At 51.1% G+C, this 20268-nt stretch carries 32 protein-coding genes; 5 read left to right on the forward strand and 27 right to left on the reverse strand.

The window, feature by feature from the left end; all coding sequences use genetic code 11:
- Positions 1–588 (forward strand): IS3 family transposase (locus LBW88_RS20675; RefSeq protein WP_224934026.1); only part of this gene is annotated, 588 nt, incomplete at its 5' end.
- Positions 589–687: 99 nt separating this feature from the next.
- Here the strand turns inward: LBW88_RS20675 and LBW88_RS20680 are convergent.
- Positions 688–1554 carry a Bro-N domain-containing protein gene (locus LBW88_RS20680; RefSeq protein ID WP_224934027.1) on the reverse strand — a complete coding sequence of 289 codons (867 nt, stop codon included), beginning with the start codon at positions 1552–1554 and terminating at the stop codon, positions 688–690.
- 70 nt (positions 1555–1624) lie between these two features.
- Positions 1625–1792 carry an Arc family DNA binding domain-containing protein gene (locus LBW88_RS20685; protein WP_224934028.1) on the reverse strand — a complete coding sequence of 56 codons (168 nt, stop codon included), beginning with the start codon at positions 1790–1792 and terminating at the stop codon, positions 1625–1627.
- A gap of 122 nt (positions 1793–1914) precedes the next feature.
- Here LBW88_RS20685 and LBW88_RS20690 point away from each other — a divergent pair, with 122 nt between their 5' ends.
- Positions 1915–2355, forward strand: a complete 441-nt coding sequence (locus LBW88_RS20690; RefSeq protein ID WP_224934029.1) for an Arc family DNA-binding protein — start codon at positions 1915–1917, stop codon at positions 2353–2355.
- A 51-nt stretch (positions 2356–2406) separates the two neighbouring features.
- On the opposite strand, the gene LBW88_RS20695 is transcribed toward LBW88_RS20690, so the two are convergent.
- The gene (locus tag LBW88_RS20695) at positions 2407–2928 is read right to left on the reverse strand and encodes a hypothetical protein (protein WP_224934030.1); all 522 of its coding nucleotides are present in this window, start codon (positions 2926–2928) and stop codon (positions 2407–2409) included.
- A 234-nt stretch (positions 2929–3162) separates the two neighbouring features.
- Between LBW88_RS20695 and LBW88_RS20700 the strand changes: the two genes are divergently transcribed.
- Positions 3163–3741 (forward strand): hypothetical protein, encoded by a 579-nt coding sequence (locus LBW88_RS20700; RefSeq protein WP_224934031.1) that lies wholly within the window; start codon positions 3163–3165, stop codon positions 3739–3741.
- Positions 3742–4063: 322 nt separating this feature from the next.
- Here the strand turns inward: LBW88_RS20700 and LBW88_RS20705 are convergent, their stop codons facing one another.
- The 17 genes from LBW88_RS20705 to LBW88_RS26650 all read right to left on the reverse strand — a co-directional run bounded on the left by LBW88_RS20705 (position 4064) and on the right by LBW88_RS26650 (position 15876).
- Positions 4064–4735, reverse strand: a complete 672-nt coding sequence (locus tag LBW88_RS20705) for a DUF6246 family protein (RefSeq protein ID WP_224934032.1) — start codon at positions 4733–4735, stop codon at positions 4064–4066.
- A 49-nt stretch (positions 4736–4784) separates the two neighbouring features.
- Positions 4785–5528 (reverse strand): Ig-like domain-containing protein, encoded by a 744-nt coding sequence (locus LBW88_RS20710; protein ID WP_224934033.1) that lies wholly within the window; start codon positions 5526–5528, stop codon positions 4785–4787.
- Positions 5529–5549: 21 nt separating this feature from the next.
- Positions 5550–5936: a hypothetical protein gene (locus LBW88_RS20715; protein ID WP_224934034.1), complete on the reverse strand. Its 387-nt coding sequence runs from the start codon at positions 5934–5936 to the stop codon at positions 5550–5552.
- On the reverse strand, positions 5933–6301 hold the full coding sequence (locus LBW88_RS20720; protein ID WP_224934035.1) for an HK97 gp10 family phage protein: 369 nt from the start codon (positions 6299–6301) through the stop codon (positions 5933–5935). The genes LBW88_RS20715 and LBW88_RS20720 overlap by 4 nt, the downstream gene beginning before the upstream one ends.
- 2 nt (positions 6302–6303) lie before the next feature.
- Positions 6304–6651: a hypothetical protein gene (locus LBW88_RS20725; RefSeq protein ID WP_224934036.1), complete on the reverse strand. Its 348-nt coding sequence runs from the start codon at positions 6649–6651 to the stop codon at positions 6304–6306.
- A 169-nt stretch (positions 6652–6820) separates the two neighbouring features.
- Positions 6821–7198, reverse strand: coding sequence for a hypothetical protein (locus LBW88_RS20730; protein WP_224934037.1), 378 nt, complete (start codon positions 7196–7198; stop codon positions 6821–6823).
- A 2-nt stretch (positions 7199–7200) separates the two neighbouring features.
- A complete protein-coding gene (locus LBW88_RS20735) occupies positions 7201–7602 on the reverse strand; it encodes a hypothetical protein (protein WP_224934038.1) in 402 nt (133 codons plus the stop codon).
- A 10-nt stretch (positions 7603–7612) separates the two neighbouring features.
- Positions 7613–8689 (reverse strand): major capsid protein, encoded by a 1077-nt coding sequence (locus LBW88_RS20740; protein WP_224934039.1) that lies wholly within the window; start codon positions 8687–8689, stop codon positions 7613–7615.
- A 10-nt stretch (positions 8690–8699) separates the two neighbouring features.
- Complete coding sequence (locus LBW88_RS20745) at positions 8700–9140, reverse strand: hypothetical protein (protein WP_224934040.1); 441 nt, start codon at positions 9138–9140, stop codon at positions 8700–8702.
- Between the two features lie 3 nt (positions 9141–9143).
- Entirely contained in the window at positions 9144–10331 is a 1188-nt protein-coding gene (locus tag LBW88_RS20750; protein WP_224934041.1) for a DUF2213 domain-containing protein, read from the reverse strand.
- A gap of 57 nt (positions 10332–10388) precedes the next feature.
- Entirely contained in the window at positions 10389–10766 is a 378-nt protein-coding gene (locus LBW88_RS20755; protein ID WP_224934042.1) for a hypothetical protein, read from the reverse strand.
- A 113-nt stretch (positions 10767–10879) separates the two neighbouring features.
- Complete coding sequence (locus tag LBW88_RS20760; protein ID WP_414004103.1) at positions 10880–11842, reverse strand: phage minor head protein; 963 nt, start codon at positions 11840–11842, stop codon at positions 10880–10882.
- A complete protein-coding gene (locus tag LBW88_RS20765) occupies positions 11763–13241 on the reverse strand; it encodes a DUF1073 domain-containing protein (RefSeq protein ID WP_224934044.1) in 1479 nt (492 codons plus the stop codon). The genes LBW88_RS20760 and LBW88_RS20765 overlap by 80 nt, the downstream gene beginning before the upstream one ends.
- 9 nt (positions 13242–13250) lie before the next feature.
- Positions 13251–14546 carry a PBSX family phage terminase large subunit gene (locus tag LBW88_RS20770; RefSeq protein ID WP_224934045.1) on the reverse strand — a complete coding sequence of 432 codons (1296 nt, stop codon included), beginning with the start codon at positions 14544–14546 and terminating at the stop codon, positions 13251–13253.
- Positions 14530–14997 carry a DUF2280 domain-containing protein gene (locus LBW88_RS20775; RefSeq protein ID WP_224934046.1) on the reverse strand — a complete coding sequence of 156 codons (468 nt, stop codon included), beginning with the start codon at positions 14995–14997 and terminating at the stop codon, positions 14530–14532. The genes LBW88_RS20770 and LBW88_RS20775 overlap by 17 nt, the downstream gene beginning before the upstream one ends.
- Positions 14998–15027: 30 nt before the next feature.
- Positions 15028–15663, reverse strand: coding sequence for a putative metallopeptidase (locus tag LBW88_RS20780; RefSeq protein WP_224934047.1), 636 nt, complete (start codon positions 15661–15663; stop codon positions 15028–15030).
- Positions 15664–15714: 51 nt separating this feature from the next.
- On the reverse strand, positions 15715–15876 hold the full coding sequence (locus tag LBW88_RS26650) for a YnfU family zinc-binding protein (protein WP_224934048.1): 162 nt from the start codon (positions 15874–15876) through the stop codon (positions 15715–15717).
- Positions 15877–16167: 291 nt separating this feature from the next.
- Between LBW88_RS26650 and LBW88_RS20790 the strand changes: the two genes are divergently transcribed.
- The gene (locus tag LBW88_RS20790) at positions 16168–16521 is read left to right on the forward strand and encodes an Rrf2 family transcriptional regulator (protein ID WP_224934049.1); all 354 of its coding nucleotides are present in this window, start codon (positions 16168–16170) and stop codon (positions 16519–16521) included.
- 23 nt (positions 16522–16544) lie between these two features.
- Here the strand turns inward: LBW88_RS20790 and LBW88_RS26520 are convergent, their stop codons facing one another.
- From LBW88_RS26520 to LBW88_RS20810, 3 genes are read right to left on the reverse strand one after another with little or no spacing between them, the layout of a single operon-like run.
- Positions 16545–17006 (reverse strand): lysis protein, encoded by a 462-nt coding sequence (locus LBW88_RS26520; protein WP_265112782.1) that lies wholly within the window; start codon positions 17004–17006, stop codon positions 16545–16547.
- Entirely contained in the window at positions 16996–17499 is a 504-nt protein-coding gene (locus tag LBW88_RS20805) for a lysozyme (RefSeq protein ID WP_320442542.1), read from the reverse strand. The genes LBW88_RS26520 and LBW88_RS20805 overlap by 11 nt, the downstream gene beginning before the upstream one ends.
- Positions 17500–17503: 4 nt before the next feature.
- The gene (locus tag LBW88_RS20810; protein ID WP_224934050.1) at positions 17504–17746 is read right to left on the reverse strand and encodes a phage holin; all 243 of its coding nucleotides are present in this window, start codon (positions 17744–17746) and stop codon (positions 17504–17506) included.
- A 245-nt stretch (positions 17747–17991) separates the two neighbouring features.
- Here LBW88_RS20810 and LBW88_RS20815 point away from each other — a divergent pair, with 245 nt between their 5' ends.
- Entirely contained in the window at positions 17992–18381 is a 390-nt protein-coding gene (locus tag LBW88_RS20815; protein ID WP_224934051.1) for a hypothetical protein, read from the forward strand.
- 156 nt (positions 18382–18537) lie between these two features.
- Here LBW88_RS20815 and LBW88_RS20820 read toward each other — a convergent pair whose 3' ends face one another.
- From LBW88_RS20820 to LBW88_RS26655, 4 genes are all read right to left on the reverse strand, one after another.
- Positions 18538–19161 (reverse strand): hypothetical protein, encoded by a 624-nt coding sequence (locus LBW88_RS20820; RefSeq protein ID WP_224934052.1) that lies wholly within the window; start codon positions 19159–19161, stop codon positions 18538–18540.
- 111 nt (positions 19162–19272) lie between these two features.
- The gene (locus LBW88_RS20825) at positions 19273–19638 is read right to left on the reverse strand and encodes a RusA family crossover junction endodeoxyribonuclease (RefSeq protein ID WP_224934053.1); all 366 of its coding nucleotides are present in this window, start codon (positions 19636–19638) and stop codon (positions 19273–19275) included.
- Positions 19635–19925, reverse strand: a complete 291-nt coding sequence (locus tag LBW88_RS20830) for a DUF1364 domain-containing protein (protein WP_224934054.1) — start codon at positions 19923–19925, stop codon at positions 19635–19637. Before LBW88_RS20830 ends, LBW88_RS20825 begins: the two co-directional genes overlap by 4 nt.
- Entirely contained in the window at positions 19918–20202 is a 285-nt protein-coding gene (locus LBW88_RS26655; RefSeq protein WP_414004104.1) for a protein NinF, read from the reverse strand. Before LBW88_RS26655 ends, LBW88_RS20830 begins: the two co-directional genes overlap by 8 nt.
- Positions 20203–20268 lie beyond the last annotated feature (66 nt).

Consider the following 20268-nt stretch of genomic DNA (forward strand, 5'->3'; position numbering starts at 1 on the left):
CTGGGTGTAAAACGCAGGCGACGCCGTAAGGGTCTGGCGACTGAGCGGCTTCCGCTTCTCCGCCCGGATGCGCCGAACCTGACATGGTCGATGGATTTTGTCATGGATGCACTTGCCAGCGGCCGCCAGATTAAATGCCTGACCTGCGTGGATGATTTCACGAAGGAGTGTCTGACGATCACCGCTGCTTTCGGTATTTCAGGCGTTCAGGTCGCGCGTATTTTGGACGGCATCGCGCTGTTTCGTGGCTATCCGGCAACGATAAGAACCGATCAGGGCCCGGAATTTACCTGCCGTGCGCTCGATCAGTGGGCTTTTGAGCATGGCGTGGAACTGCGACTCATCCAGCCGGGTAAGCCAACACAGAACGGGTTTATTGAGAGTTTTAACGGACGCTTTCGGGATGAATGTCTGAATGAGCACTGGTTCCGCGATATTCTTCATGCCCGGAAAATCATTAGTGACTGGCGGCAGGACTATAACGAGTCCAGACCTCATTCATCGCTGAATTACCAGACGCCGTCTGAATTTGCAGCATGCTGGCGAAACGGGAAACATGAAGAAAAACCAACCGACATTACTAACTGAAGGTTGTATCTAATACTTGGGGCAGGTCACCATTACGATCTCCGGGCAATAAAAAACCCGCTCAAGGCGGGCTGGTTGAGTGGCTGAAGAGTTAGCCGATTACATTACTGCACGTTGGATGCTGCTTATCTTGCTGCGCAATGATTCCAAGTGGTGTTGTAGTGATAGCAGCTGAAAAAGTGCTGCATCAACTTCGCACCCCATGTTTTTCAACTCACCCAGCATGCGACCAAGCGGATTAGGGTTATCGCCGTTTGGCACCAGCATGTCAGCCGGGTAACGCCAAGGCGCGCTCAAAGCGTTTTCGTTTATGCCGCGAACATGGCGGTATTGATTGAAGTACTCCATCGGGTATGAGAATGGCAGTTTAAGCTGTGCGCGTTCTTTTCCGAGATATTCGCCTTCTAAAGCATCCAAGTATTCAATCGCTTCTGAAACTTGAGTTGGCGTTAGTTGGTGAATGTGCTTCACCTCAAATTTGCTATGAACGTACTTCCAAATATCCGGGTAGATACGACCAAGGCCTGTTGCGATCAGTCGTTCTGCTGTTTGGCGAAGTGGAGTGAGTTGAGTAGCTGTGGACTGATGATCCTTCTTAGCTGCTGGTTTTTCATAAACCCCATTTTTGCGAACAGCAGGAAGAACTTCAGCGGTAACCCATTTGCGGAATGCATGAGGAACTGAACCTTTATTCACAGCATCGCGGCAACGTAGAACTAGAGTGTACATTCCGGACTCAGAAATAACTGCAACCTCTTGATTTCCTTGGATGGTGTAAGTTGAACTTACACCCTTCTCATCATCATCCAGCGCTTTCAGAGACATGCGTGAGTTAGACAACTGGAGAGCATCACAAACATCCTGCGCCACAAACCACGGCTCGCCGGATTTATCGATAACGCGGATTTCATGGTCGCCGAAGCGGAAAAGAGTGAACTCTGATTTTTCTTTTGCTATGATCTTCATTGTTAGTTTCCTCGAAGTTACTGACAAATTAGAAACCTCGTTGGTTGCAGCCACCGGGGTTTCGTCGTATTTACGCCTCAACACTTCTATTCCCTACTAATCCGTACGCCTTTCTCAGTTGATAGATTACCTCTGTGTTGAATTGGCGACTTTGCTGCTCGCCATTTACTTCTATCGCACGCTTGATGTCATCGGGGATGCGTATCTTGCGCTGATACATGTCTTTAGCCTTTTCCATTCTCATTCTCCTTGATGCCCCACCGTGGGACGAACACAGTGTCACACCGTGCGTCATTGAAGTCAACCCCACCGTGGGGCATACTTTTGATTAATTGATGATGATGAGTATTTAGGTCAGTTATGAGTAGAGAAGACCCGCAGTTTAGAATCAGGCTACCTGCTGAATTAAAAGAAAAAATAGAAGAATCAGCGAAGGATAATAATCGCTCACTGAATGCAGAAATTGTCTTCAGACTGGATGCCAGCTTCCTCAACGAGCTTAACCCGGACGAACTGTTATCAGCTGAAGATGCATTGTTATTGGTAGGTAAAGCGAAGGAAGAACTTTCAGGAATAATTTTTAAGCGTACTTTCAACGAAATTAATAAAAAGGTTCGCATTGGGCACACTTCTTTTCACATAAGCCTCAGTGACCTTGAGCTTGATGGCTTGAGTGATGACGACTTTGTGATGGTGTTCCAAAAAACATTCCAACGATTAAAAGACCTTGGCTACACGCTATGGGATACTTGGACAGTTGACGGATTTACCGCTGAAATACCCAACAAAAAGCCCACCTGAGTGGGCCATTAAAAAATCGCTCTCGGCGGGCTTCGTAATTTACTTTTTAGCTTATTTTGGCAGAGATTCGACGAACCTCTGGAGTGCGTAATAGGCCTTGCTATCACCCTGCGCGTCGATAATTGCATTCGACATTTGACCAGTTCCTGTTCGGACGAATATCCAAGCCTTCTTGGCTTTCGTAATGTCTTTAACCATGCTTAGCGGGACCAAAAAATCCTTGCTGGACTGCACATAAGCAGATGACCTGCTTACTTGGCTGTCATAGCGAGTCAGGTCACTGTCATCGCGCAGTTGATATTTTTTGCCATCAATTACTATTTCTGCTGAGCGAATAATATCGGCGGTGTTAGCGAGAGAGATGGTAAGCAGCGCCATGTCTTTATGGCTTTCAGTCCAGAAAGCGCCAACCATAATGCATTGCGATGTTTCGCAGGCAGCGCCGTGAGGCTGCACTGAAACTGTTCTTGCACCAGTGTATCTATCCTTTCCAGACACAGCATCAAGCCCGCTTGTGTTAGAGCATCCGGCCAGCGAAGCAATCAAAGCAAATCCAATAAGTAACTTCTTCATTCCATTATCCCCAAGGCATGTTGTGGGATAAATCCTAGCCAGGATACTGCGCAATGGGAAGCAAGAACCATAAGCACTGATCATCTGTCAGGAAAGTAGTTCCGGAAAGTTAATATCTTTACGTAATGCGCAATCAAGTTATCCGAAAAAAGAATCCACCGATCGATTCTTTTTGATTGATCGTTGAATCCTTTCGATCATAGAATGGATTCATCAAGTGAAGAGGGTTACTTAATGAGCGCAGATTTTTCATCCACGGCCTTCAGACAGTTCATTGAAAAACTGCCTGAGCTAAATCTAATTGGCGAGGCTACTGCACGCAACCTACGCAATTCTTCGCTACTACTGCTTTCCGTTGTCGAAGAAAATGAATACACCGACATCAGAAATCTCAACGTTGATGGCCTGATTAAAAAGTACATCTCTACCGCCGAATCAGAACCGTCAGAAGCAAGCATCCAAGCTTATAAAAGTCGATTTAATAGTGCTGTTTCAAAGTTCATCGATTTCCAACTTGGAGTAAACCTGCCGCCCGACGATGAAGAGGATTTAATCGGAGAGGATGCCCAGGTGGAAGTAAAGAAAAAGCCGCTTCCAAGAATTCGCCGAAGTGTAGTGGAGGCAAGAATGCAGCAAGAGTCAAATTCGCAACAATTGACGCAAAACGTCATGTCCAGCCATACATTTAGCGCCCCATTACTATTGCGACCCAAAACTGGACTTACGATTGAAATCAAAGGTCTTCCTCTGGACCTCACAAACGAAGAGGCCGAGCGCATCGCTTCATTTCTGAAGATTTACGCTCGGCCCTAATTATTTGAGCGGCTCACCATGCCCGGTGACCGCTCAGATTGGGGGATGGTCTCCCGCAACCGCACTGCTTAGTCACCAGTAAGGTAACGGATCCCCATTTTGATATCAAGCTTTAGCCGAGAGACCCGGTTAGAGTGAGGGATTCAAAAATGGCAACAGCAATTTGTAATAAATGCGGCAATAGCTGCGACGTGATCTTCCGCCCTTACATCGTTGATAAGAACGGTAAGAAGCGGTTCCCGAAGAATTCTCGCGTATTCCCAATACCTATTTGCGGGTGCGATGAAATCTGAGGCTAAACCCGGCTCAGGCCGGGTTTTCTTCACCCCTTTGCCAGTTTCCTCGCCTTCCTAGCCAGATAATCATCAGCCACCGCGTCATACTCTTCTTTAGTGAAGCCCTTCTGGTCCGGGAACTTCGCAGCCAGCAGCATCTGGAACTCAGTCATTGTGAGCTTTTCAGCCTCATCGCGGGACAACTCTAGTCCGGTACGCGCGGCGCTGATGTATTCAAAGGCGTTGAATCCTGTCGTGGACTCGCCCCCCTCGTGACGCTGCAGCTTTCTCACCTTAGCCTTACCGATTATGCCGTGCTGAATGAGCGACTGTGCGATCAGTACCATATCCGCCAATGGCATGGCGCCCTTACGGTAAACAAAAGACCAGCGGCCAGTGCGTCCGGGGCGCAACTCACCAACCAATGAGCTGACATTGTCATCACAGCATGCGGAAAGCACATTCATAGCCGAATAAATCACAGGCTTATTAAATTGCGGCCTGCCAATGTACGTCATCAACCACTGAGGGATGCCGCCATAAGCCGCGACAGAGCGCCGAATAAGGGACGTATACTCGTCGTTATGCAGGTCATAAAAGGCCTGAACTATCGATTCCGGATCGCCAATACGCATCATATTTGCGAAGGATGGACGGAAAAAGTAATCATGGTCGCCCATTGAGACCAGGCACTCGCCAATCTCTTTGTATGGTGTCATATGGTCTCCATAAGCATTATCAGGGGCAGCACGCTACCCCTTGGAATGGTTACGAAGCGGTAACCGTTACTGCGCAATTGGCGGTGAAACTGCCATCGGTAGATGTGAAGGTGATCGTCGCACTACCCGCTGCCACCGCAGTGACAAGGCCTGTATTGCTCACGGTGGCCTTAGTAGCATCTGAAGTTGTCCAGGTTCCGGTGCGGTCGGTTGCATCAGTTGGCTGGACTGCACCTGTCAATTGACGCGTGGCTCCAACGGCGAGCGATGCTGTCGCCGGCGCAACAGTTACACCAGTTGCTGGAATGGTCTCGTCGGTGTCGATCACCTGAATGGTACTGGCATCACCCACCTTAAACTCAGTGGTGATTGGCACAATGTCGTTGGTCCCACCGCTAGAGCTAAGAGCAGTGATGTTCATGTAGCCAATGAATGTGATTGGACCGTATTCCAGGCGAACCCAAATACCAGGCTGTCGGCGGTTGGAGATTTCAGTATGGTAATACTTAATCAAACGACCAACGCCATATTGATCAAGCTTGTCCTTCTTACGAACTTCACCCTCAAAACTAATGGTGAAATCCGAGTTGGTTACGATAGTTTCAACATATCCCTTGCCGTCATCAGCATCACTGGTGACACTATTCGGGCTGAAGTCGAAACCTTTTGTTGTACCTGCCGCCAGTGCTTTCCATTCCGATTCCTGCGGCAGCACATCGCTGCAGCCATCGGCAACTTCAAGCACAACGGCGCCACCGAACAAACGTTCGTTGCTGTTCTGGCATTCAGCCATGTTTAATTCCTCTTTAACGTTTTAGGAGCTGCCGAAAGTGGCAACAAACTGAAGTCGATAGACCAGACGGCCTTCGGTGGTGAGAACGGGAGCAGGTATGCCACCAAGGTTTTGCAGATAGCCGATACAGTTGTCAGACATGGGGTTTCGCTGGACGTAGGAGATGATGGACTGAACCACTTCATCAACTACACCGTTGCCGCCTTTGGCACCGACCACATCCAGAAGGACATAATATTCAGCACCAAGCTGGCTGCGTACCGCGCTACCACCATTTGGGCGAAATACCATGAACTTATCCGATTCTGTGCCAGTGTCATTCCAGACAAGCAACTGCGTTTTAAATCCGTCCGTTAGACCTGCATCCACCATGTAATTACGCACCCGCGTGTGCATTGGGGGATTCAAAGCGCCATCTCCCTTTTGATCGCTGCACTGATGGCATCACGCGAATCCTCAAATCCCTTAGTCAGAAACTCTTTCTGAGAGGTTGAGCGCCTGAAGTTTTGCGGTATATTTGGGTCGTGAACGTAGACGGCATAGTTGGCCGAATAACCTACGCGACCAACTATGCGTGTTCCGCTCGCAGTCACCTCACGGTACTGGCTATTTAGCAGCGTTGATGTGTCGATTGGCGTGTAGAGTGCCGCCTGAGACGAACCGATGATCAGCACGCTCTGGATAGCTCGCAAAGCCCTCCGCCCCTGAATATCATTGATGACTGCATCAAGGTTTCTCTTAGCCTGCTCAACTCCACGTATTTTGATGCCCATGGTCACACTCCCGTGATGATCGCCCAGTCATCAGCAGTACGCTCGAACGTATCGGCGTACTGAATTGACTGCATGATTTCGTCAGCGCCCGCAGCTATGGGGTCAGGCTCAGCCGATGCGCCGATCAGGATGTAGTCACCAGTGGTAGCCAGCGCATATTCAGTCCAGATGGTGTTTTTAACGACCTTCTCTACACCGATAGCCCCGAGGCGTTTAGACAGGCCGCCCTGATAATCACAGGCGATGACTAACGGCTCCGACCATCCAAGCGAGTCGCCATACTCATTGAGCCCGAGTCTGCGCCAGACGGTCGCCTGCGCTGTGTATGACCAGTTGGCTAATGAACTCAATGCTATGCCCTCCAGCCGATTACAGTGGGCTTTTCAGCGGCGATGCGCTTGCAGTTGAACACCCACTCACCAGCGCTATTCACGTAGCCGGTAGTTTCCCGGCCGGTGGACGTTTTCAGCCAGACGCGGTCGTATGATTTCGGCGGTGATGATGGGGATTGCCAGGTCATTAGCAGCCCCCAACCACATCGAAGAAGCCAACCGACACGCCAGAAATAGGCAGGCCAGCGAGGCAACCGTTCGTGTCCCATGCCAGCAACTGCTTATACAGATGATCTGTACCAGCGCTGTCGTATGTGAACGAGCGTGATGCGCCAGACGGGGCTGACTGAGAAGCAATCTTTCTGGCACCGGACAGGGCGGCCAGTCTCGCGGCTGCATAGATAAGCATGAGCTTCTGCAGGCTTTCGGAGTAGCCCGCCCCGTCCATACAAGCAGACGTGGCGTTTACCTGGTCGAGGAGCAACTGCAGGACAGCGTCAGGAACCGAGAAGCCCAATTCAGCCATCAGCGGTTTGACGTCATCCAGCGTGATTTGGGCTGCCATGGTTATTTCGCCTTCTTAGTTGCTTCCACCAGGTCAGCTTCAGCTTTATCAGCGCGGGCTTTCTCAGCATCCAGTTCTGTGGCGTGATCCGTTTTCAACTGCTCCAGCGCGGCTGCATGAGCCACATCCTTCGCTTCTGCATCAGACTGAGCTGTTTTCAACTGCTCCAGCGCGGTATTCAACTGATCCTGAAGCGCAGAAGTGTCGGTGCTAACCGGCGCTGATGGCGTGGCCACTTCGAATACCAGTTTCTCGCTGGCCTTCTCCTTGGATGCTTCAGCCTTGCCTTGCTCGACCCACTTTTCAGCGATCGCGCTGTCCACGTCATAAACCTTGCCAACCTCCAGTTTCTGGAAGTTGGCACCGGCAAAGAGGTTTGCTGCAATGATCTTTACGAGTGCCATGATTTTTTCCTTAGCTCGAGGCGTGGATGACAGAGAAGTGACCGTTGATGTCCTGCTTAACCATCAGGCCAGCAGCACCCCAGGTGCGCCAGATGTAATCGCTGTTGTAGAACTGGCGCGGATCAGCCACGGTGCCGAAGGCCTGACCTACGATTGGCGCGATAACACCGGCACCCAGTGGAATAATCACGATTTCGTTGCCTGACAGTTCGGAATCTTCTTTGATCGCCGAGATACCAGCCAGTTTCGCAATCTCTTCCAGCACGGTGCGCAGAGAGTTCACATCGAAATACTGTTCCCAGTTCGACATGATTTCGCTTGATACGTACCAGGTCTGCTGACCGTACTGCATGTTTTGCAGCTTCATCACGTCACGCAGGCCGATTGCACCGGCACGCATGGCTTTCACATCGGTGCTGGTTGCGAAGTTAACGGTCAGCGTCACCTGAGCAACGCGCTCGTCATGGCGCAGGCCTTTCCACGTTTTACCGTCGAAGTTGATGAAGTTACCTGCCGGGTCGCGGAAGCCTTCCCAGATGTAGTCGACATACTGACGACGCACATCATTCACCGAACCAGCCTGAGCATCAGCCAGCGATGACAGCGCGGAGCCTTTATTGAAGACCGGATCACGCCAGTTGAACTTGAAGCCGGAATCATGGATAGGAACCATAGTGCCGTCGAAGGTGTAGGACTTCGCATCCAGCGCCGCGCCAATCTGGCCGGACATGGAGGTGTGAGCCCAGCCGCGACCGCCGGTGCGAGCGTACTCATACACTGACTCTTCCAGGCGAACCGAACGAGACAGAGGCATAAGGTCGTTCAGCAGCGTGAACTCGGTGTTTGGCTCGAACTCAGCCAGAACGGTCTGATCATAAGCGCGGTACAGGCGACGAATATCGTCAACAGCGTTCACTGCATCCAGCTGCGGGGCATTGGCGGCTTCACCACGCACACGGGCGCGAGCGATAAAGTCGGCTACAGCCTGCGAGCTGGCATTACGGGCAAACTCCAGTTCGCGGAACTGAGCAGTGTTTGCCTCAAGGTTTCGCGTCTCAGTTGCCATTCGGGTGGAGAATACAAACATTCGGTGCTCCTTACTTAATGACAACGCGCAGGAGATCACCTGCAGTCGCGATGGTGGTTGAGCGATCTTCTTCCACGAAGGCGCGGATAGATTCGTCAGCAGCTAACGCTTTTACGCGGCCATTGGCGATCGACAGCGGCTGGCCCTTCGTGTAAGTGCCTGTTGCTGCCGGAACGTTGAAGAAGACGCCCGGGGTTGGGTGCATCGCTACAACCCACTCGCCCGCAAGAATGGTGTCATCCACCGTTTTGCAGCGCAGATAGTCGTAGTTGGCGACATACAAAATCGCCTCTTCGTTACCCGCAACAGAAGCGGTGAATTTCTTCGTGGTGTTGTCGAAGAAGCCGATGGTGCCGGGTTTAGTGTCAGCAGCCGCAGCGCCTTCACGGTGAAGTTGCGGGTTGGCAAAGATGCCGCCCGCGTGGATAACGTGCTTACCGTCTTTAGCCATTTCTTACTCCGGCATTTCGCTGAATGAATTGGTGTTGTTTACCTGACGCAGACCGCCGTTAAGACCTGTGGTGGTCTGGCACTGTGCATACAGGCCATCAAGGGCAGCGCCTTCGAGAGCATTCACAGCCAGATCGTCTAGCTGGAACTTAGCTTTCACCGCAGCGCGCTTATCGGCTTTCTCTTTGTCAGAGTTGACAGCCAGGCCGGACTTAACAGCCGCCAGATCATCAGCAAGCAATTTCGCCCATGCTGGCATTTCGTCGCTGTTGGTGGCGGTTTCTTTGGCTTTGCGTTCAGCCTCTTCCTTCTCTTTTTTGGCCTTCTCTTCGGCTTCAGATTTCGCTTTAGCGTCATCGGCGGCCATCTGGTTGTAAGCGTCCATCAGCTCAGCATCGGAATTGCCTTCAACGTCGATGCCTTTCGCTTTCAGCGCATTGGTGATGAGTTCTTTCATCGGGTTTACTTCCTCTTTGACAGGCTTATTGTTGGCGCTGAAAAACGCCATGAAGTGGTTAAACATCTGCTTAAGTGCGGGGTCTTGCGGGTCTGGCGTATCGCAGTCCGAGAGGTTTACTGTTTCGACCTGAACCTCATCTCCCTCGGCATTAACAAACATACCGATGCCCTCTTCTGGCGTTCCGGCTGGCGGCTCATCGAGAAGAATGGCGACATGGTCGTAAACCTGATTGGTGGCGATCCACGTGTAACGCTTTCCGTTTGACTCTCCCTTGGCTTCAATACGGTTGAGCAGCAAACCAGTGGAAATGCCAATAGGCTCGACAGACTTCCCGGCGGCCATATCATCAAGGCGCTGCAGGACTTTTCTGCCTTTCTCAGAACCTTCAGCAAAGCGGCGATTAATGACCGCATCCGTCAGAACTTGTCCGTTTTCTTTCCTGACGTTTCGCGTGTAAGCGCCAATGTGATATTCGTTCACCGCCCTGACGTTACTGGCGCTGACATGGCGACCGTCCACCTTGGGGTGACCGTAAGGCATGGGTTTATCTTCAAGGCTCTTGTAGCCCTTCGTGTTTTCTTCTGCCGGGTACAATCCGCCATTCAGCACAATGCCGTCACGGACAGGCACGACGTTTTTCACGACGATGTGCTCTGCGCCATTAATGGTTTCAGTGGTGATGTTTGAAGCGGAGTTGATGACCGACAGCACGTTTACGCAGATGCGTGACATGCTGTGTCCTCATTGGTGGATTTAAGGAAATAAAAAACCCGCCGGAGCGGGTTTCTTTCATTCTTCGAAGTCTATGTCTAATTCATCGCCCGGGTAGGATACAGAGTAGGCTTCTGCAATTGCTTGCTCTCCTTGCATTCTCAGGCTTTTAATCCTTTTAGCAGTTAACTTCGCCCAGTTGTTCATGGCGTCCTGCTTTAGAAAGCAGTAATGATCGTCATTACTTTCGATTAAAACCCAACCAAATTCGCACAGCGAATTACCTACTTCACGAATGAAGCCCGGGTGAATATTGGATCGGTTAGATATTCTTCGCATCGTCTCTTTAGAGATTTTGTATCGGGTAATGACCTTGCTTTTTTCTTTAGCATATTCATCAAGGTTCAAAATAATGAGCTTTGCAGTGCCCTCTGGAGAGATACGAATTCTTGACATTTTTAAATCCTCTAATGAGTTGAAAGGGTTTCTACCAGCTAAACCAATCAGCTGATAGAAACAACCTAACACCTGAGAATCATGATATCAAGTTGTCAATTTTGAAAGTTAACTTACATATTAACAGCCCATGAACACCTTTCATTGGCAAGCCTATCCTTTAGGCCTTCATTGAAAATTTTACCATCATCGTTGAGAAGAACTGGTATCTGGCTGCAGTAGCAGTGATAGCGGTTTCCGTCACGGCTATACCACTCACGCACCTCGTCAACAGTTCGCGTTTTCCCGTGCCAGAAAGCATGAGTTGTTCGCGTTGTTGGCTTTAAGGCTGAAAGGTGCAGTAACGCGGTATTCAGTCCAAGCCGTTCCTTTGACCATTCTGTTTCATTCCATTGAGCCTCACGCAAAGCGCCAACCTGCTCGGTCTGCGCCATGTTCTTGGCTCGGGACATCGATACATCAAGCCGCTTGCTGACGATCCGCGATGTTTCCCGAGGATTTATGCCCCGGCCAATAGCATCTGAAATCACATTAGCCAAGTCACCGCGAGCTTTGTCGGACTCCAGAAGCCAGTCGCTATAAGTTGATACGTACGCGGCGGCCACTTGGTTTTGATATGCAGGACTGCTGAGCAGCTGCGCCAGCGTGGTCTGCTGTTCGTAAATCGGCGACTGCACTGACAGATTCGTAAATGCCTGATGCGTGCCGCGCTCATATTCGTCAGAAACGTAGCTCAGCGCCCACAGGTTGTTGCTGCCCCCCTCAAGCAATGCATCATCAAGGATGATTTGGATGCGCTGCAGCAGGTCAGCCAGTTGAGTTGCGGACATGTCGTAGATGTACGCGCCTGCATTCACCTGGTAGATGACGTTTCCGTGCACCGCATGTGATTGCTGGTTGGTGCCACGCTCCCTGCCAGTTAGCCGCTCATCGAACAACTGCTTTAACGCTACCTTGATTCGGTAGTAGCGGTCGTCGATGTCGCGGAACATCCGGTTAACTGGCCTGGCGGATTGTGTCGGATCTGCCTTGTTGCGGGGAATTACCGGCGTTCGGATTAGCTGAAGGGTCGTCATCTGTCAGCGGATCCTTATCGTTTAGCTTATCGTCAGGGTTTGGCTGTTTCGATTCAGGCAGCGGCTCAAGCTCTCCAACAGCGCGAATCTCGTTCTGTTCAATAGCCGGGGTGCCGTAAGCGGCCTGTGTTTTCTGTGCAACGTCTGCCATTGCCTGCATGTTGGCGATCTTCTCTTTCTCGCTCGGGGCGAGTAAGTCAGACCAGGCCAACGTGACCTCGCCGGATGATGGCGGCTCAATCGCTCCCATCGTCCACAGGCGTTCAAGCAGCGTGGTCACCACTGAGGTCATGAACCCCCACCGGCGGCCATTGCAGCGCTTCGCCCAGTCGGCCTTGTCTTCGTCAGAAGCAAGTCGCCCGGTCTGCTGCCCAAACTGAATGGTGAACGGACATTGAATTGATGCGGCGAATTCGTTGGCGGTGACTGTCCAAGTCGGCTCAGGATCGGCTGCGGCCACAGATAGAACAGAGGTTGTGCCTGACTGAGTTACCAGCGCTGAATCAGTACCCCGGTTCAGCTTCTGCATCTTCTCGTTCATCGCCTCGCCGATGTTGGCGTAGCCTGCCTTTTCTGCCTGCGCCGCTATAGCCTGCATATCGGTTGCAGCATCGAAGCTTATGCCCAACTGGCGGCTGGCGTTTTTCAGGAAGCCTTCAGAGCTACCGCCGGATACCTTCTCTAAGTCGAGAAGTTTGTTGTATCCAGCACGCAGGAAAGGAATGCCGGAAAGCATGTTCTCATCTTCAGAGCCTTCACTCAGGATGATGATGCGCTCAGGGTGCACCGTAACGCCGCGCACAACGCCATAGGTGCCATCGTCGCCCACAGGCTGCTCGTTGAAGTTGTAGCTGAGCGGCTGACTGTAGGTTTCCGACATCGTGTCAGTGTCAAAGTTACCAGGCTTCACCTGCGATTCCCATGCGGGGATCAGCTTCACAATGGCTTTGTCTTTGAGCTTTCCGACAACGTTCCGGTCTACTGGCTGGCTCCACTCACGACCATCTCGAAACTGGATTAGGATTGCCGAGTACCGGCCAATCAGGTTTCGGCGATCTGCATCCTTAATTTTCGGCCAATGCTTCTTCAGCAGCTTGGTGACCTGCTTTTCCCAGTCGGTGGTTTTGGTCGCCTCTTTGGCTTCGTCGCCATCGATGATAGTGGGATGATCAACCCAGCAGGTATCAAGCAGTTTATGAACCGCGGCGTGAGCAACAGCGTTGCGCTCGTAGGCGCGGTAATACTGCTCAAATCCAATCTGATCGGGATAGCCGAACTCATCCCATAATTTGGTTCGCTTGGTGTTGCCATTAACCCCGGCATAAAGGGAGCGCAGACGCCCCACGGTAGCGGCCAGCGCGTTTACGAGGAAGCTTTCCCCCGGTTTTAATTCACTCACTGGTGCTCCTTAGAAGAAGATTGCGCCGGTATTTTTGTGCTTGATGTAACCGTCCAGCCCGTAACGAGCCGCATCCCAGCAGTGGTTGTGCTTATCCTCAATTACAGGAAGCACCTCGCCAGTTACGCGGTCTGTTTTGTAGGAATAAAGGCGAGCCTCTTTGGCTGTCTCTTTGCAGCGTGAATGGATTACGATCTGCTTGAATCCGCGCAGGCAGGTTATGCCGTCCTCAACACTCCCCTGCCACTTTTGGGCGGATGAAATGTTGAAGCCTTGATTCTTGATATGGCTGATTGTTTCAGGGCGGGAGTTATCCGCCTTGATAGGCCATTTGCGTGATTGAGGGACGCCAGGGTATTTGGCGTCATCGGTAACTTTCCACTCTTCGAGCTGCCTTGGCTTGGCCTCATCCTTGCCGGCATAAAACTTCCACATGTCATCAAGCTCAACGCCAGTCCCATAGGCTTCATGCTCGATGTACAGGCAGTTATCGAGGATGAACATGCGCAGCAGCGTGCTTGGGTCTTTCGCAAAGCCGAAGTCAGCACCGAATAGCAGCCTCTCAGCCTTCTGCCACAGGTCTGATGCGAAGTCCTGAACCACATAGCGGTTAGCCAGCACCTGCTTGTCAGAGTTTTCAAGGTAAGCGCCTTCCCAGATCCACGCATAATCGGCGTAATCGAGGTTAGCCAAATCCTCCAGCCGCTCTTCCTCAAGCACTTCAGGGAACCATGGGTTATCGCCATAATTCATCTCAACGATCATTGAGCTTTTTGGCGGGTTCTTCCTGAACATCTTATCGGTGGCGCTGCCGTCCTTCTCCGGGTTCCATGTAACCCAGATTTCAGAACCCTTTTCACGGACGGTCGGGCGAAGTTTCTTCCAGGCAGTGGATGAAACTGATTCAGCCTCATCAACCCAGGCGACTAAAATGCGCGCTTTGGATTTAATGCTGTCCAGGTTGTGGCGCAGGCCGCAGAAAACGTAACTCACACGGCGATTCTTGGTGCGGATGTACTTCTCACCAATATCGAAATAGTCATCCAGCCACGGCACAGAGCGTATCGCCTGTTTGACCTCCTCCATTGAGGACTCTTCGAGCGAGTTCATGTACTCACGCCCGCAGAGGATAACGCCACTCCTACCGCTCTCCGCAGCTTCGTATGCCTTCACTGCGCTCATCAGGGCAAACGTTCTGGTCTTTGCAGATCCGCGTCCACCATGGGCACCGCGATAACGCACATCTGGTGTAGCGAAGACAGGAACTAGCTTGGCGGGGATAGGCAGATCAACCTGATTTTCCATTAGTTGGCTCTACCCCTACCAGTCTGATTGTTGTCGGCCGCTGGCTCATGCTGCCATCAGGGCTGGTGTGCTCAACCTTCTGCCGGTTGGTGTATGCATCGCCAACCTCTTTAGCTGCCTGCTCTATCAGGGATGAAGCCAGCGCCATGTTTCGCATCGATTCGGCCTTGGTCATCATTCGGTCAAGCGCGCGCAGTCGATAGGCCTTGTTGGCGATCGGGATGTCGGTGATTTCGGTCTGAAATCGGGTGCGTGTGGCTTTAAATAGTTCGACCCACTTCTCTGCCAGACCTTTGCCGCTAGCCTTTGTGGGGTCGTGTGATTCGACCTGCTGACGCGTGATCTTCAGCTTGAATTCTTTCTGGACTTCATCGACCACCTGAGACGGCGTGTCGTAACATGCCAAGGCCTGAACGATGAAGGCTTTCACTTCTGGTTTCAGTGTCGCCATTGCTCACCATCCGTCCTAATCAGTCTGAAGTTATGCCAGTTTCATAAGGCACGTTCCGCATGCCCTGGCTATGTCGATTTTTGCCACCTCCGCAGGATGAGCGGCGGCATTAATTAGTTCCTGCACATCAGCGCTTGCACCATATCTGCGAACCACTCCAGTGAACTCCTCCACATCATGTCCACGCATGCAGAGCTTAGGGTCGCCATCCCTTGTGAACTTCGGTGCGCCAAACTCATCGGTAGCCTGGGTAATGTGATAAAGCTCATGCTCTACCAGTGCACAGAATTCGAGGTCGCTGCATTGTGAGCAGAAGTCACCAGCCAGCGTGATGATGAAATCTGGCTTATGGTCAAACCACTCATAGAGCTGCTGTTCCATTCTGGCCTTCTGCCATCCGCCGGCGCGCATCATTACCTCTTCAGCCTGACCTAGTACGGTACGACCCTGTTTGGTGAATGCGGTTGCTGCCCACATGAAAGCAATGTCAGCCTCAAGCAGGTGAAGATGATCCGGGTTATGCAGCACACCATCTTCACTGATGATTTGCTCTACAACCCACTCATGGACGCCAGTAGCAGGGATGAGTTTGATGTACGGTGCGAACTCTTCTATAAATTCGACTGGAGGGTGTGGGCGACTAATGATTGCATCATGCTTACCCATATTCACTCCATTAAAAAACCGCCCGTAGGCGGCTTAGGTTTTTTCAATAGCTTATCCGTGGATGACAAAGAGAGATTTACAGTACGGACAAAGCAAAGCCTGCTCTCTCGAAACTTTTGCAATAGGATGCTTGGAAGATTTCCCGCAGTTTGGACACTTAGCGTCAGTATTTATTCTGGCGATACGGTCCATTACTTGACTGAAGTAGGACATGGTAATCGGCCTTTTTTGTGAATGAGCCTAACTATAACATCATTGGTTGTTTTTTAATCTAAATGATTCCTACTGATGTTACACCACATCTTTTTCTGGGCGGGCTCTCCCATTCCCTCAAGCCAGTGAAGCCAAATATGTTTAACATCGGGTGCGCTCGCAAATGCGCCCTAAAATGACTGGCGATAATCAGGAGCTAGCATCACCTACTCATCTTTAGCGTATTCGCTTATATCGCTCCACTTTGACCACTGTCCCTTTCAGCAGTGGTATTCTCTTCTAAGAGAAACAATGAATGGCGGCCAAGTGATGCTTACCAGTAAACAGAACAACGCTTTAAAAATCATGATGGCTCTGAATGAGGATGAGATTACAACTGTCAGAGATTTATCTTCATCTGTTTCACTCTCTGTTAGTTACCTTGAGAGTATGGTCGCAGTACTAAGAAATGAAGGTTTGGTTAAGGGGACGGCCGGCATGTATGGCGGCTATTCACTTTCCCGCAGCCCTTCCAGCATTACCGTGGCTGACATTTTAATTGCCTTCATTAAAGCAACTCCCCCTCATCCGGTGACCAAGGCTCTTACATCCGTTTCTCTTAGAGATTTGCAGGATTCTATTCAATTTCCTAAGTCTCAAGCATAGAGGCCTAAATCGCGCTTTCTGTATCATTTGCACTGTTCGGAGATGTACTGCTGCAATCCGGCTATTTGCTTTCCGGCGATTTCGATACGGCTTCTGAGGGTCCAATAATTTCGCTCAGCGGCGTCAGCAAGTCGGGGGCTGGCTGCATCATCCACGCCGGCGGTGCCGGTGGCGTTTGTCGCGGGACACTTTGCGTTGAGCTGCAGCCGACGTTTGCCAGTAGCAACATCATCATGCAGCAGATCGATAGTCGCCTGAGCATCGGCTAATTCCTTCGTGTATTTCGCATCGAGAGCAGCAACGTCGCGCTGACGCACCTGCATGTCATCTATGGTGGCGTTAGCCAAGTTAAGAGCATCAGATGCTTTATCGCGCTGAGCTTTGTAGTCGATGGCGTCGCCGCGATAAATGGCAGTCTGCACACCCAGCACAGCAACGAGCCCTAGCAAAATTGCGATAATTATGGCTTCAGCTTTAAAGGTCATTCGCGCTTTCCGCCAGGCAGAGAGAACGCTCCATGTCGCGGCGATTCATCAGGCCTTTCCACTTCATGCCACCGGCGTATACCCAGCGACGAAGCTCTTCGCATGCTCCAGCCTGGTCGCCAGCGTTAAGCTTTTTCAGGAGAGTGGACTTGGAGAATGCTGACGTGCCGACGTTATAGGTGAAACTGTAGAGCGCGGCGCGCGGATATTCACCCAGCGGCACCTTGACCATGGAGTCGACAGTCTTCTTAACCGGCTGCAAATCATTCCACATCAGGCGATCGCATTCCCGGTCGGTGTATTTGCGGCCTTTCACGATATCGCTGCCAGTATGTCCGTCGCAGACAGTCCACACTCCAGCGACATCTTTGTAAGGCTCGTACACTCGACCTTCTACCCCATCCTTTCCGCCAAGGAATACCGTAGCGATAAGCATGGCTCCGCCGCCGGCAGCAGCAATAAGCCTGTTGCGCAGTGTGTTAGACATTGCCATTGGGTTAATCCTCGGTGAGGTCGGGCGCGGTGGGCCAGCGTTGAAGCGCTTTAATCTGCGCCATTGTGGCCTTGCGCTTGTAATACCAGTTGATGCCGAGCGTGAATAGCGCAACCAGAATACCGGCCAGCACGCCAACAGCACTCCATTCATCGGGACTTAACCGGGTCAGCAGACCGTTGGCAATGGTCCCGGCAGATGCGCCGTATGCCGCGCCTGATGCCAGTTTGCTCATATCGATACTCATATACACCTCGCTGTTCGCTTGGTGCCGCCTGTAGTCGTAAGAAAAGTGCGCGCATCCCCACACAGCAATGAGGGTCTGAATAAGTTTTGGGATGGCGCAAAAAAGAAAAGGCCCGCCAAGGCGAGCCCATAAATATTTTTGATTAAATAGCCTGCGAATGATGCCGATAACTCTAGTTTGGAATTATCATATATCCGCGCTTAGCGAGAACATGCCCCACATTTTGATTGGCAAGGATTCCCAACATGTTAAAAAAAATAACTCTTATATCTGCACTGACTGTTTCAGCATTTTCTCAGCAAGCTCAAGCTGCTGACGCAATTGATGGCTGGACGTATATAAGCAACACTGCCAACTCTAATTTTTATGTCAAAAACGGCACCCTTAAACAAAAACAAGGTGTGCGCTCAATGCTCATACAACAAGTTCCTAGCTCAAAAACCAGTAACGATGAGGTTTTGTTTAGGCGAGTGTCCATCCCTGTTCAGGCATGCCTGGACGAGTATGGCGAAATCTCAATGTATGACTTAGGTGGTAGATTGGTAGCTAAGTTTGATTACGTAAAAGGCGGATCGAGCGTTGCTGCATTTACTGCTGACCTAATGTGTATCGATGCGGACAAGCCACTGAAGTAAATTCATATTAAAAAAGCGCCTTCGGTTGGTAGCCGCGGCGCCTTTATGTCACTCACTGTGAAGGAAATTGCTCAGTACGCTTTACTTCCCGAGCGTATAACGAATATGCCAGGTACTATGCCCTTTGTCTTTAGCTATTCGTGCTATTCATTCTCTTCACGCTGCCATTTTAGGAATCTCTTTCTCCATTTCGCGCTTAATTGCGTAAAACATTTCTCCTTCGAGGATATCTAGCGCCCATTTCATTCTGTTTCGTGCTTCCTTCTGGCTGATGCCGGTGAAGTAAATCAGCGATGAACCGATATTTTGCACGCTCTTGCGCTTGCAGTATCGTAATCTGGCTACGTTTCGAACCGGGTTATCCTTACCGAACGTCTTCACCATGACAGATTCAACGAAGGCAGCATCATCTGATTCTTTGGCGAGAGCGATGATGTTTGCTGTTGAGGTTTGCGGCATAAGCAGGTCGCGGGCTTTGCGAAATAACTCCTCACCACGCAGGCCTTCACAGTGCAGCTCTGACACGATTTTCTCTATCTGCTTACCCTTCTGCTCACTCCATTCGCAGCGCATCATCAGGCGGCCGATGACGTTCACTTCACCGCGGTCGTAATCTTCATTGCCGAGGTGCTGACCCCATACGGTGAGCATGTGACGAACCCATGCCTGTTGCGAGGTGTTGATGGTCTTCCAGCCATTGCCAAACAGTCGGCGCATGTCAGCAGAGCTACGTACACCGGCAAGCCTGACGATTTGCTGAAAGTCTCGTTCAATGCGCATGCTTTGGCCCTCTCAGTTTCAGCTCTAATCTCAGGAGTCGGTAGTTACTCTCATACATGCCAGGCACCCGCATAATCCTTAGCCGGAACCATTTCTTTTTCAGGGATTCAATCATGCTGCCTGCTCCATCTCAGTGATGATGATTTCCAGCCTGCCGCCTTTCACCACTTCGCAGCGCACCATACGCACGTCATCAATGAGGCTGTCGTCAGCTATGACGCCTGCATGGGTGAGTGAGTCGAGGGGAGCTTTGAATAGGTTGTCGAGGTCACGCCGGGCGCGTGTAGGTGGATAAGCGAGAATTTTTACTTTGAGCCTGCCGGCCAGTTGGTATTGCTGATTTGATTCGGTGATTTGCTGAGTTACTGCTGAGGTGTATTCCCTTCCCTTTTTGCTTTTTATCTTTCGACCGCGGAAGACTGAGAAAAGGTGATTATTTCCTGGCGGCCAGGGTAGCGTTATCCTGTATTCGTTCATCGCTTTAGCTTGCCCTCTTCAAGTAGTGCGCTCTGCGTCCTGATTACGCCCTCGAGGTGAGCGAGTCGTGTCTCGGTTATTTCACAGTGACGCGTGCGGCGATCAATCTCGTCATGGCATGCTGAACAAGCCCATGCGCCGAACAGGTCATCAGGCTTCATTCCGGTGCCACAAATACCAGGCATACGGTAATGCGCGAGAACTGTTGTTTCAGGATTGCCGTTGCAGATACCGACTAACCTGACCTGGCATTCCCTGCCCCGCGCTTCTTTACGTAATTTACTCATCGTCCACTCCCATTAGTCCGTTCGGATCTGACGCCCATATTTCTTCGACGCAACTTTCGCAACAGTAAGTCTCTGCATCGGCCAGGGTAATGCCACAGAACACGCAGACCAAAGCAGATTGCTCGCCAGCGCCAGTGGGCTGATTTGATGGGGTTGTGTTGCTCATACTCTTCCCACTTGAGGTCGGTTTCACAGGACTCACATGCGACTCCATACCAATGCTTGTCTTCACTGGTGAGGGTGGTGTGGCAGCGGTGGCAGCGTTCATGACCAGCATTTCTGCTCATAGGTGTGGTCTCTCCGGGGTGGATAATTACCTTCAGGCAGCAGCGCGCTGACCAGC

The organism is Pantoea sp. alder81, from assembly GCF_020179835.1.
Lineage (GTDB): Bacteria > Pseudomonadota > Gammaproteobacteria > Enterobacterales > Enterobacteriaceae > Pantoea.